The 13,145-nt window shown below is 34.9% G+C and carries 9 protein-coding genes; all 9 read right to left on the reverse strand.

Annotated elements, in window-relative coordinates:
* Positions 1-390: 390 nt before the first annotated feature.
* Positions 391-804, reverse strand: a complete 414-nt coding sequence (locus V0410_RS07140) for a ribonuclease inhibitor (RefSeq protein ID WP_330746892.1) — start codon at positions 802-804, stop codon at positions 391-393.
* Positions 785-4,480 (reverse strand): phosphoribosylformylglycinamidine synthase, encoded by a 3,696-nt coding sequence (locus V0410_RS07145; RefSeq protein ID WP_330746893.1) that lies wholly within the window; start codon positions 4,478-4,480, stop codon positions 785-787. Before V0410_RS07145 ends, V0410_RS07140 begins: the two co-directional genes overlap by 20 nt.
* A gap of 26 nt (positions 4,481-4,506) precedes the next feature.
* Positions 4,507-5,442, reverse strand: coding sequence for a PDDEXK nuclease domain-containing protein (locus V0410_RS07150; RefSeq protein WP_330746894.1), 936 nt, complete (start codon positions 5,440-5,442; stop codon positions 4,507-4,509).
* A 273-nt stretch (positions 5,443-5,715) separates the two neighbouring features.
* Positions 5,716-7,143, reverse strand: a complete 1,428-nt coding sequence (locus V0410_RS07155; RefSeq protein WP_330746895.1) for a serine hydrolase — start codon at positions 7,141-7,143, stop codon at positions 5,716-5,718.
* Between the two features lie 17 nt (positions 7,144-7,160).
* Positions 7,161-8,132, reverse strand: a complete 972-nt coding sequence (locus V0410_RS07160; RefSeq protein ID WP_330746897.1) for a WG repeat-containing protein — start codon at positions 8,130-8,132, stop codon at positions 7,161-7,163.
* A 28-nt stretch (positions 8,133-8,160) separates the two neighbouring features.
* The gene (locus tag V0410_RS07165) at positions 8,161-9,186 is read right to left on the reverse strand and encodes a hypothetical protein (RefSeq protein ID WP_330746898.1); all 1,026 of its coding nucleotides are present in this window, start codon (positions 9,184-9,186) and stop codon (positions 8,161-8,163) included.
* Between the two features lie 43 nt (positions 9,187-9,229).
* The gene (gene purB / locus V0410_RS07170; RefSeq protein ID WP_330746899.1) at positions 9,230-10,657 is read right to left on the reverse strand and encodes an adenylosuccinate lyase; all 1,428 of its coding nucleotides are present in this window, start codon (positions 10,655-10,657) and stop codon (positions 9,230-9,232) included.
* Positions 10,658-11,594: 937 nt separating this feature from the next.
* Positions 11,595-11,738: a bacteriocin-like protein gene (locus tag V0410_RS07175; protein WP_156121528.1), complete on the reverse strand. Its 144-nt coding sequence runs from the start codon at positions 11,736-11,738 to the stop codon at positions 11,595-11,597.
* A gap of 932 nt (positions 11,739-12,670) precedes the next feature.
* Complete coding sequence (locus V0410_RS07180; protein WP_330746900.1) at positions 12,671-13,144, reverse strand: hypothetical protein; 474 nt, start codon at positions 13,142-13,144, stop codon at positions 12,671-12,673.
* Position 13,145: the final 1 nt, after the last annotated feature.

Here is a 13,145-nt window from a genome sequence, read left to right on the forward strand (position 1 = left end):
TTTATATGATTTTTAGCGCAAAAGGCGCTAATGGTATTAACTTTTATGTTTTCGTTCGCAAGGGCGTTTCACTTAGCTATCGACCAATTTGTACCCTGGTCGAATAAACTTATTTGAACCATTAAGATTTTTGAAGGAGTGAAGAAGTATTAAGGTAATAGCACAGCTATTAATTAGCAGCCTACTTTATTCATCATCGATGAATCTTAACTTTCCTTATAATCTTTATTATTCTTAATGGTTAATAATATATTCTGTTTTTTTGACGCAAAGATTTTTATTGTGAGTGTGTTGATTCAAGGAAGCAAAGAAGGAATCAACAAGTTGATTGGACGAAGCTAGCTGGAAAATTTCATCGTTTAAAAATTTCCACTCATTACTCAATACTCATCATTCCAGGCTCAGCGTAATATTCATATGTGATTCTATAATTTCAATCAGGATTTCAAAAAGTGTTTGTCCTTTTCCTTCGATCAATTCATTTAATTTCTGTTGAATGAGTTCTGTATTGAAGGGTTTTCCCTGTCTGATCTTGTTTTCATAGAATTCACGGGTGGCATTAAAACCAAGGTCTTCTTTTGACTTTTCTGATTCTTTCCAGATGATTTCAATTTCTTCTTTGCCTTCGATTACTCCAAACCCTCCGTAAAGGATGTCATCAAAACCATCTAATGTCCCTACTTTCCAGTCTGTATCTTTCATCAGAACACTGGAAACTTCTTCGTAGAAACCTCTTAAAGACGAAAAATGACCGCCATGGATGACGATCATTTTTCTTGTATTGTTATTTGAAGTATTCAACACCGTTTTTGAATATGTTGTGATAATTCGCGGTTGGTATATTCTTCATGAGACCTTCTGCAAAACGTTCAGGATGGCCCATTCTTCCGTAGATTTTTCCACATGGACTGGTGATTCCTTCGATTCCAAATAAAGAGTTATTAGGATTGAATGGCATTCCGTGTGCGATGTTTCCGTCAAGATCAATGTATTGGGTAGCAATCTGCCCGTTTTCATATAATTTCTTAATCTCTTCTTCTGAAGCCATGAAACGTCCTTCTCCGTGGGAAATCGGAATTGTGAAAGTTTGTCCTTTCATTCCTTTTAACCAAGGGCTTTCATCATTCACTACTTGTACAGTAACCATCTGAGAGATATGTCTTCTGATCGCATTGTGAGCTAACGTTGGAGAGTTTTCATCCAGATCTTTGATTCTTCCGTAAGGTAACAATCCTGATTTCACAAGCGCCTGGAATCCGTTACAGATCCCAATGATCATTCCGTCTCTGTCTAATAATTCATGAACTGCATTTTTCATTTTCTCGTTTTTCAGAACGTTGACAATGAATTTTGCAGAACCATCCGGCTCATCCCCTGCGGAGAAACCACCTGAGAATGCCAGAATCTGAGAAGTTCTGATCTCTTCTACCCATGCATCAATGCTTTCATCCAGTAACTGATGATTGATATTGATTAAAGGCAAGCTGCTTACTACAGCACCTTCTTTCTGGAATGCATTCAGCGTGTCATACTCACAGTTGGTTCCCGGGAATACCGGAGCAAATACTTTCGGCTGTGCGATTCCGTGTTTTTTGATGATGATATTTCTTGGATGGATTGAGTTTGATTTTTCATCAATTTCAACCGTGATCTTTTCTTTTTCTACAGTAGGGAAGAGATTCTCGAATGTACAAGTGAAACTGGATTCAAGATTTGAAATTTGAAATTTGAAATTGTTGATGCTCAAAGTTTCATCCTCAACTACTTTTCCGATCAACTGAAGAGCAGCCGAGCTTAATTCTTCTTTAGTTTCAATGATCAGGCTACCGATATTTTTAGCTAATAAAACAGCTTCGTCAGCATTGATTTCAGCTCCTAATCTGTTACCGAAACTCATTTTTGCTAAAGCTACTGCCAAACCTCCTTCTTTCACTGTTTTTACAGAAACAATTTTTCCTGCTTTGATGTTTTCGAAAATGAATTCAAAAGCTTCTTTTAAAGCATCATAGTTTGGAAGTCCGCTTTCCTGAGCAACGTGATTGAAGAAATACAGTTTGTTCCCTGCACTTTTCAATTCAGGAGAGATGATATTTTCTTTATCTCCGTTGGCACATGCAAAAGAAATCAAGGTCGGCGGAACATTCAGATCCTGGTAGGTTCCACTCATGGAATCTTTTCCTCCAATCGCTGCAAGACCTAAATTGATCTGCGCATTGTAAGCTCCTAAAAGTGAAGCTAGAGGTTTACCCCATTTTTCAGGATTTTGCCCCAATTTTTCGAAGTATTCCTGAAAGCTTAGTCTGATGTTTTTATAATCACCTCCCATCGCCACAATCTTCGCCACACTCTCTACAACAGCATAAGATGCTCCTAACAGTGAGTTTTGCTTTGAGATTTCAGCATCGAATCCCCAGCTCGCCAAAGAAACGGTTTTAATATCTTTTGCTCCTAAGATCGGTAGTGTCTGCACACTTCCTTCCATAAGGGTCTGCTGGTATTTACCACCTAAAGGCATTGCTACTGTGGTTGCCCCAATTGAAGAGTCGAACATTTCAAGCAGTCCTTTCTGGGAAGCTACATTTTTATCTTTTAAGATGTTCAGGAAGTTTTCTGCTGTGAAAGCTTTTGTTTCTTCTTTTACTTCTTCAAGGTGAGTGATTTTCACTTCCTGAGATTTTGAACATCCGTTGGTATCTAAGAAAGCTCTTGAAAGGTCTACAATTTTGTCTCCTTTCCAGAACATCTGCATTCTTCCTGAATCTGTCACTTTTGCTACTTCTACCGCAACAATGTTTTCAGCTTCACAGAATTTAATGAATTTTTCTTTATCCTGAGGATCCACAACTACCGCCATTCTTTCCTGAGATTCGGAAATAGCCAGCTCGGTTCCGTTTAATCCTTCATATTTTAATGGTAATACATCAAGGTTTACTTCTAAAGAGTCTGCAATTTCACCGATTGCTACAGAAACTCCTCCTGCTCCGAAGTCGTTTGATTTTTTGATCAGCTTTGTTACCTCAGGATTTCTGAATAATCTCTGGATTTTACGCTCTTCTACAGCGTTTCCTTTCTGAACTTCAGAACTCATCGTGTGGATAGAAGTTTCGTCCTGCTCTTTTGAACTTCCGCTTGCTCCTCCTACTCCGTCACGACCTGTTGCTCCTCCTAAGATAATGATAGAGTCACCATTTTCAGGCTTCTCACGTCTTACCCAGTCTACAGGAACAGCTCCTGTAACGAAACCTACTTCCATTCTCTTGGCTTTGTAGCCTTCGTCATAGATTTCAGAAACCATTGTAGTGGCAAGACCGATCTGGTTACCATAAGATGAATATCCGTTGGCAGCCTGTTTGGTAATGGTTTTCTGAGGGAGTTTTCCTGGTAAAGTTTTGTCAACAGATTCCAAAACATCTGCAGCTCCCGTTAATCTCATCGCCTGGAAAACGAAAGATCTTCCGGATAACGGGTCTCTGATAGCACCTCCCAAGCAAGTAGATGCTCCACCAAACGGTTCAATTTCCGTAGGGTGATTGTGCGTTTCGTTTTTGAATAATAAATACCAAGGTTCTTTTTTACCGTCATATTCTGCTTCGATCTGAATGGTACATGCATTGATCTCATCAGAAATAACAAGGTTATCAAGATTCCCTGTTTTATGGAAATATTTACCGCATACTGTTGCCAGGTCCATTAAGGAAATTGGCTTCAGCTCACGGCCTAAGAATTTTCTTTTTTCGATATAATCATTGAAAATAGTTTCCAATGTGTGTTTGAACTGACCTTCAAACTGAATGTCTGACAATTCTGTCTCGAATGTCGTGTGACGACAGTGGTCGCTCCAATAGGTGTCTAATACTTTTAATTCTGTTTCCGTAGGATTTCTTTCTTCAGTTTTGAAGTATTCCTGAATGAATTTCAGGTCATCCAATCCTAATGCAAAGCCGTGGCTGTTATAGAAGTTCTCAAGTTCTGCATCATTGAAATTGATGAAGTTTTCGTGGATAATTACTTTTGACGGGGTTTCATCTGCAGGAATATCCAGAATGGATAAGTCTTTTTCCTGAGATTCTACTTTGTTGATCAAAAGGTCTTTGATTTTAGCCAAATCCGCTTCAGAAACTCCTTCAAATTCGATTAATTTTCCACTTCTTACTTTTGATTTTTCATTTTCTGTCAGTAAAGCGATACACTGCTGTGCAGAATCTGCTCTCTGATCATACTGACCTGGCAAAAATTCCATCCCGAAATGAATAGCTTTTGCAGGGTTTTCTGTATGTAAAATATCAGTAACAGGGTCTACGAAAGTGTTGTTCACCACTTTTTCAAATTCTCCGTCATTCAGGTTGAAAATATCATACACATTGTATACTTTCACACTTTGAACTGCCGGGACAACCGCTTTTACTTCATCAAAAATTTTTGGACTTTCAACATCGAAAATTCCTCTTTTTTCTACGAAAATTCTTTTGTTATTAGACATTAGATGTCAGATTTTTAATATTAGATTTATTTTTTATTTTCAAATTTATTTCTTGCTATCTCTATTGAACGATGCAATTTTTCAAGCAAAACTTTTTCTGAAGGTAAGATAAGTAAATATTCTGCTACTTTTATATTATCCCCTTCCAGATTCATGAGTTCTATATGTTCGGAATTTTTCCCGGAACAAAGTATTAAACCAATGGGAGGGTTTTCACCTTCTACTTTTTCATATTTATTAAGGTATGAGAGATAAAGCTCCATCTGCCCTTTATGGCTGGCTTCAAATTCACCTAATTTCAGTTCGATAACGACTAAAGACTTTAATTTCCTATGATAGAAAAGTAAATCCAGATAGTAATCTCTGTTATCTATTGTGATTCTTTTCTGTCTTGAAAGAAATGCAAAATCACTTCCTAATTCAGAAATGAATTTTTGAAGTTCTACGATAATGGCTTCTTCTAAATCTTTTTCAGAAAAGGTATCTTTCAATTCTAAAAAATCTAGAAAATAGGGATCTTTAAAAACTAAGTCAGGGTTTAAAATATTATTTTCAGACCAGTTTTTCAGTTCTTTATCTATTATTTCTTCAGGCTTTTTGCTTATTGCTGTTCGTTCAAAAAGCAGAGAATTGATTTTTTCTCTCAAGACTCTGACACTCCAATTTTCAATTTTACAAACTTCAAGATAAAAGTTTCTTTTAGTATCTTGCGAAATAGGAATAAGAAGCAGAAAGTGAGTCCATGATAATTGTCGCATCGCTGATGCGACAATATTAAAATCACTAAAAACAGACGCAAACTGCATCATTTTTCGGATATTTTTCTCAGAAAATGAATTTCCAAATTCTAAGGTAAGTTGTTGAGAGATTTGTACAATAACTTCTTTACCATACTCTGCTCTCTTATTATCTAAAACATCTTCATTTATTCTTTTTCCTATCTCCCAGTACAAAACCACCATTGCCGAGTTTACCTGAGCAGCGACCTGACTTCTTGTCTTGTCTACCAGCTCCTTAAGATCGGTCATTAATTGTTGATGATTTTGATTCTGTAACATTATTAAAAATTAGATGTCAGATTTTTAATATTAGATTTATTTTTCTTTTTTACTTTTTCTGAGTTAAAGTTTTTTCTTTAAACCCATCTATATTGGAAATTTTTGAAAGAGATTTTCCCTCCAATCATTATTCTGTACAAATTTACTCTTTTACTTTCTTTTTCCTCTAACTTTTTCTTATAAAACAAATGCCAGATTATTATCTTTTGTACCATCATTATTGGATGTTTTTTTAGAGGCTCCAATCCATTCTTCTTTATTCAATACCAATCTAAAAGAATACGTTTTTCCTTTTTCAAAACGAGATACCGGAACTTCCAATTCATAGTGGTTTTTATCCTTTTGTACCATTTGATAATCTTTGTTTTCGGAATCCCAGTCATTGAAACTTCCTGCTACAGAGACGGTATGAAGAAGGCCAGCATCTAAATTTACAGGATGAGCATAAGAGAAGATCAATTTATCTCCTTTCACAGTATATCCATATACCTGTTTTTTATCTGAAGTGGAAATAAGATCTCCCACTAAACTGCTGGTACCATGATAAAGTGCAGAAAATGTTTCAGCTCCATTGACATTCACAATGATACAGACTCCGATATTCAACTCCGGAAATACTGTAAATAAGCTGTTTATTCCAAAAGACCCACCATGTTTATATCCTCTTTTACCATGTTCTGTAATCAGATATTTGTCCCAGAAATATCCAACCCACGCTTCTTTGCTATTATCAATATTTCTTTGAGATTCCTGTGCTATTTTATTGTTTGAGTTGAGCTCTTGTTTTAAAAATTTCACCATATCTACCATTGTGGATTGAGTTTTAGACCCTCCTGCTCCCCATAAAAGACTTTTTGAGACTGGCATCAAACGACCATTTTCAAAATATCCATTGGCCTGAATTTCATTTTTACCGAGTTCCAGTTTGGTATGATCCATCCCATTTTTTGAAAAGATATTTTCTTTCAAAAGGGTTTCGTAGCTTTTCCCATATATATTTTCCAGCATAAGGCCGGTTAATTCCAGGCTTGTATTGCTGTATTTATATTTTGTACCAGGTTCTGCTTCTAATTTTACAGTAGCCAATTCTCTTTTAAAATTTTCCTTTGTATATCCTTCCACCAGATTACTGTATAAAAAAGCGGTTTCATCCGTCATATTTTTTCTCAGTTCATCATCAATAGGAAGATTTCTAGGCAAAGCAGTTTCATACGAAATCAAATCTCTCACTTTTATAGGAACTCCATTGTATTCTAAGTTTGGATAAGGGTCTTTCAGAAATTTACGTACATCATCATCAAGGCTTACTTTTCCATCCAACACAGCTTGCGCCAGCAATTGGCCTGTAAAAAGTTTGGTAATGGAAGCTATCGCAAAATAAGTACTATCGTTTGCTTTATTACCTTTTCCTTTATCAATCTCCCCAAAGTGTTTGATATAAATTTTCCCATCCTTTACAACACCTACAGAAACAGAGTATGCTTTTGATTCTTTTGCCACTTCCTGAGCAGCTGCATCAATGATTGAATAAACCGCTTTATCTGTTTGTGCATAATTTCTCACAAATCCCAAAGCTAGCATCAATACTATTATACGTTTTCTCATCTTCTGAGTAAATTCTGCTACTTGTTTATAAATTTATTCGGATTATCCTTATGTTCTTTCTGAAAGTCTTCTGCGTTTTTTATTTCTTCTTTCAGCCAGTTTTCAAAAGGAACTTTCTTTTCATTAAAATCCTCAATGGCATAAAATGTTTTTCCATCTTCTGAAACCAGAAACTTGAAGCGGTAAAGCATATCTAAATCCTTCTTCCTATCATTATAAGTATTCACCTGATAATAGGGAAAATTTTCTTTTGGTCTTTCTACGATTTCAAAAAACAGATTCTTTTCTTTTTCAGATAATTTGTCATAAAAATTTACATAATAAAGATCTGACAGTTTTTTCTTCTGCTTTTCAAAGAACTGAAGGATATTCTTCTCCTTTTCATTGTACTGAAACGGGTTCGGGTAGTATTTCCCGTCTATTTCAACATCCTTTTCTGATGGTTTTGCCAATGGCTGAACCGTTTCTCCTTTGACATTCATCACGCCCCATTTTCCGCCTACAATGGATCTGTGCTCGTCATTTGTTTTTTCCCAATCACAGCCGTCACAAAATGCAGCATAACCGTAATTGAAGGGGAATGCAAAATCATGCTCAGCTTCAATGACAATTTTTCCGTTTCGGTCTGCAAATCCTACTTTTCCATTTTTAACCAGTCTTCTTACCCCTTCAGAGAAATAATCTGCTCCATTGTCAAAAAGGAAAGGCTGATACAGGAATTTTCCATTTCTGTCATACACATAGCCCCATGCATTTTTCTCCGGTTCTTCGCCTTCTTTAGTTCCGTCAAAAAGAATGGTTTCTCCTTCTACAGGATCTTCATCCTTTAGGAATGAAAAGACTTTGAACTGTGCAGGAACAATTATTTTTCCTGCTTTATCTTTTACTCCTACTAAAGAATCTTTGGATTTGAAATAATGTAAATCTTCTTTAGTCTGAGAAAAAGAAATGATTGGTATCAGTATGATGGTTAAAAGTATTTTTTTCATTGAATTGGAGATGGTTTCAAAGCTTAATTTACTCGTCTTTAGTGAGATCTGTTTTCTTACGCGAATTTACAATAATATAATACTTATTAGCAACATCATAGTCTATAGAATTGTTTAGCTTCCACTTTTGATAACCTTCATAATCAAACTGATGATTTTCTGGCGGACTTAATAAATAGTTATACTGCTCCATTAAATATTCGTCTGTGAAACCATCATTTCTAAGTTTTGTGAAGAACGAAATCAATTTATCTACTGTGAAATTACCTTCTTTAATTGGTGTGGAATTTTTTTTCGTCTTATAATCTATAAAACCATTAATTCCCGCCATATGAAAATCTAAAAGGATTCCAGGAATTCCTGAAGCTCTTTCATATTTATCAATATTCTCATATATCCATTTCATCTTATTTGTAGCACTACTCATGGTGATTCTTAATAATACCGTGTCACGAGCAGCAACAGGTGCATAAATAATATTCGAATATCTTGTTAAAGGATTATTTTGTACAATTTGTGCTGGTTGTAAATTCTTTAAAAATTCGTCATGCATTTTATCCAGAACTAAAGTATCATTCCCTTTTTGGCTTATTTCTGAAATAAAAACCCAAAAACCTGCATCATAAACTCTTACATTAATCAATCTGTTAAGATGGTGAAAATAGCTGCTGATTCCGTGAAGCTTGAACTTTCCATCTTTAAGGGTTACTCCTTTATTTACTTTTTCATTTTCTTTAGGAGTATATTTTCTTTCAGCTAAATCTCTATAATAATGATTTAAAAGTCTTTCTTCATCAAGAAAAGCCGGAATAATTTTGAATTTAAATAACGCATCGTTACTCTTATTTTCATATTCTGCAGCAAAAACACTATCATTTTTAGAGTTTGTAAACAATGCCGTCCTGGAAAAGTCACCTAAACTAACAGGCGCGGTCATCCCTGAAACCATATGGCTAAAATCGGCATCGGATCTGATTTTTTTATTAGGTTTTAAATCCTGAGAAAATATCATCACAGGAAATAAAGATAAAATAAAAAACAGGTAAATCTTCATACGAATTAAATAAAATATGCAGCCCAAAAGACTGCATATTGTTTTATACTTTAAGATCAGCTTCCAATCCAATTAAGTCCTTGTTTTGGTCTATAATCGGCTGCACTTCATTTTTGATGAATTCCTCCGTCTGGATCGGCGCGAAACCAATAAAGTTTTTAGGATCTAAAACTTCTTTCAGTTTTGATTTGTCTAGTTTTAAAGAATTATCATTCAGGATTCTTTCAATAAGGTCGTTTTCTTTTCCTTCCTCTTTCACTTTCTTGGAAGCTTCCATAGAGTGAACTCTGATTACCTCATGGATTTCCTGACGGTCACCACCCGCTTTTACCTCTTCCATGATGATGTATTCTGTCGCCATGAAAGGAAGTTCCTCCATAATGTGCTTGTTGATTCTGTTTGGATAAACAACAATTCCGTTCAGAATATTGTTCCAGATCAAAAGAATAGCATCCACAGCTAAAAACGCCTGAGGAATGGTTAATCTCTTGTTGGCAGAGTCGTCCAATGTTCTTTCAAACCATTGTGTAGAGGCCACCATTGCAGAACTTGTTGTCAGAGACATTACATATTTTGCCAATGCTCCGATTCTTTCGCTTCTCATTGGGTTACGCTTGTAAGCCATTGCCGATGAACCTATCTGATTTTTCTCGAATGGTTCTTCAATTTCCTTAAGATTCTGAAGTAGACGTAAATCGTTTGTGAATTTATGTGCAGATTGTGCAATATTTCCCAATAAAGCAACTACTTTCGCATCAATTTTTCTATCGTAAGTCTGTCCGGAAACTCCGAACACTTTATCGAAACCGAATCTTTTTGAAAGTTCTTTATCTAAGTGTTTTACTTTAGAATAATCTCCGTTGAAAAGCTCAAGGAAACTTGCAGCTGTTCCTGTAGTTCCTTTTACTCCTCTGAAACGTAGGGTTTCAAGGAAGAAATCCAATTCTTCGATGTCAAGAACCAAACTCTGTAGCCAAAGGGTAGCTCTTTTCCCAACTGTTGTCAGCTGAGCCGGCTGGAAGTGTGTGAATCCTAAAGTAGGAAGGTCTTTATACTGAATCGCAAAATCCGAAAGATTTTTCATCACATTAACCAGCTTTTTCTTTAAGATTAAAAGCCCGTCACGGATTTGGATTAAGTCTGTATTGTCTCCTACAAAAGCTGAAGTAGCTCCAAGGTGGATAATTCCTTTTGCTGAAGGCGCCACATCCCCGTAAGCGTGAACGTGAGCCATTACATCATGACGGAATTTTTTTTCATACTCTGCTGCTTTCTCATAATCGATGTTTTCAGCATTAGCTTTTAACTCAGCGATCTGCTCGTCTGTAATTTCAAGTCCAAGGTCTTTTTCGATTTCAGCAAGAGCTATCCAAAGCTTTCTCCAATTCTGGAATTTGTTATTATGTGAGAAGTTAAATAACATTTCTTCACTGGAGTAGCGCTCTTCCAATGGATTTTTGTAGGAATTCATTCGTTCTTTTACTTTTTAGATGTACAAAAATACGGTTTTTCAGTGAGAGATGAAAATCCAGATCTGATGATTTTCATTCATAATTTATACTTATACTTTTGTCTTGAAATCGAAGATTCGACGTAGTCAAACAAAAGTATACAAAGTTCAAGACGGGAATCATCCGCTAAAAATTGGAATGTACTCTTAAAATTTCTAAACTCGCATGGATCATCTGGTTCTGCTTCGGTTCTGAACAAGTCCCATGTTCAGACAGCGGATTTTTTTAACGGATTACATTCAAATTTTCTTAATGCTCCTGATTCCTAGGTCAGATATTAACGCAATAATCTACCTTTAGCATTGAATTGTTATCATCATAAAAGCTAGGAAAGTTCCTAAAATGGCTATAACTATTCCTAATATGTTCAGTGCTAATATTATAAATTCACCTCTTAAGTTTTTGAAAAATGTTGCAGCTGCAGGAAAGATAAAAACATTTGAAATCATTAACAGGGTAGAAAAATTTAAGCCTCCTTCAAAGAGACGAAAACCATTTCTTATTATATATATATTTACCAGTAATATTATAACATTCAAAAAAATGATACCAACAGCAAGAATATAATTTGTTCTGGATCGCACGAAAGTTCTGTAATTAAGATTGCAAAATAACATTTTTTTCATTTATACTTTTGCCTTGAAGCAAAAGTATGCAAAAGTTCAAGACGGGAATCATCCGCTAAAAATTTAAATGTACTCCTAAAATTTCCAAACTCGCATGAATCATTCGGTTCTGCTTCGGTACTGAGCAAGCCCCATGCTCAGACAGTGGAAATTTTTTCACGGATTACATTGAAATTTTCTTAACGCTCCTGATTCCTAAGTCGATTGGTGGTCAGCACATAAAAAAAGCTATCTCATTTCTGAGACAGCCTTTTTTACTATTTTTAATTAGTTAATCGATAATAAGCCCGCATGGTGATCCAACAGGGATACATTTTCTTTCCAGTGAGCACCAGAAGTATCCTGCAAGACACATTGGGATACCTCCCTGAACAGTTTTCAATTCTCTTTTTGAAAGTTTTCTTAAGTTTTTCATAGTAATATTTTTTGATTTTCTCCTACTCTATATGCTTTTCGGATTACGCTTTAATTTGGTAATACAATATACATATTTTTGGGATATGAAAATATAAGCTGTTCATTTCATATTGTTTACAATAATTTTTTTTTATCAACTTCGGATGATCATCCTTGTATATCTGTATAGTTTTTTAAAAAAAAGATAAAAAGAGACTGTATCAAAAGTGAGATAATCTCTTCTTTTCATCTAGCACACGATACAATCGTGTGAGAGCGGGGGCTCGCTTGTGCTCATTACCCATCATTAAGCTCATTACCCTAATTCCACTATCACATTGATATATATTAATATATAACAATATTATAAAATAAAAAAAATTTGGAATATTAAAATAAAGAAAACTTATATCATGAAGTTATAAAAGCAAAATTTATATGAATAAACCTTACGTAGCAACAAGGAAGATCATAGAATATAAACTCCTAATGAAAATTATCCCTATATAATAAGAAGTGTAACGGATAAAACCACTATTTATGCAGTAGCTTTTTCTTAATTACGGGCACGAGCGAGACGCTAGAACCAGCGGGGAGGATATTAAAGTATTCAATTAAAATTCCGGAAGTAATAATTTAAGAAGTTCATTATCTCTTAGCATAATACAAAGATACACCTACTAAACATTCCCACCAGCTTTTGAGACAGATCCAGTAATGATCTATATAACAATGATTACTTCTATGCTACTCTTGATTTACAAAAGAGCAAATAATTTGGGCTATAAAACCACAAAAAGATATATAACAATGGAACTTCAGGGTATATTACTGCAATTCTAATCGTATTTGTAGGTGGAGATCTTGGATCAAGTGCAAAGTTAAAAAAAATAAAAAAGGTCGGAATTTCTTCCGACCATCACTATCTAAAGAGTGCCTTTTTTGTATCATTTATCTCTGCATTTCTCCTGTTTCATTAGTAGCATAACCCTCCAGTATATTTATGCTTAAAAAAGAAGCATCTCTATTTATATCAGAGAATTTTTTTGCATTTTTTTTATAAATTATTGGTTTGTATTTTTCTTTATTTGATATATAGTCTGCAAACGAGTACTTTTTATTAACTGAATTAGATATTTCATAATTATCTTCTGATTCTTTGTTTATTAAAATAAGATTCGGTAATCTATTACTATAGTAAAAAGTAAAATAACCTCGATTCGATGTCTTTATATACCCATCTTTTGGCCTTGCAATCCCATAATATTTACCAGGAATTAAATAACAAGTTCCACCCCATCTCTTCCACATTGTAACATATTCTCCATTTGATGTCTTGAAAAAGGAACGACGCTGGTCTGACCAAAGAAATAAGCCTATACTAAGACAAGCCAATATAATAAGTGTCTTAAATATTTTTCTCATA

Source organism: Chryseobacterium sp. CP-77, from assembly GCF_036362765.1.
Classification (GTDB): Bacteria; Bacteroidota; Bacteroidia; order Flavobacteriales; family Weeksellaceae; genus Chryseobacterium; species Chryseobacterium cupriresistens.

Bases quoted from the DNA above. Each gene is read 5' to 3' on its own strand.
- V0410_RS07155 (WP_330746895.1), bottom strand. From the start codon at position 7,143: ATGAGAAAACGTATAATAGTATTGATGCTAGCTTTGGGATTTGTGAGA.
- V0410_RS07150 (WP_330746894.1), bottom strand. From the start codon at position 5,442: ATGGTGGTTTTGTACTGGGAGATAGGAAAAAGAATAAATGAAGATGTT.
- V0410_RS07145 (WP_330746893.1), bottom strand. From the start codon at position 4,480: ATGTCTAATAACAAAAGAATTTTCGTAGAAAAAAGAGGAATTTTCGAT.
- V0410_RS07180 (WP_330746900.1), bottom strand. From the start codon at position 13,144: ATGAGAAAAATATTTAAGACACTTATTATATTGGCTTGTCTTAGTATA.
- purB (WP_330746899.1), bottom strand. From the start codon at position 10,657: ATGAATTCCTACAAAAATCCATTGGAAGAGCGCTACTCCAGTGAAGAA.
- V0410_RS07175 (WP_156121528.1), bottom strand. From the start codon at position 11,738: ATGAAAAACTTAAGAAAACTTTCAAAAAGAGAATTGAAAACTGTTCAG.
- V0410_RS07160 (WP_330746897.1), bottom strand. From the start codon at position 8,132: ATGAAAAAAATACTTTTAACCATCATACTGATACCAATCATTTCTTTT.
- V0410_RS07165 (WP_330746898.1), bottom strand. From the start codon at position 9,186: ATGAAGATTTACCTGTTTTTTATTTTATCTTTATTTCCTGTGATGATA.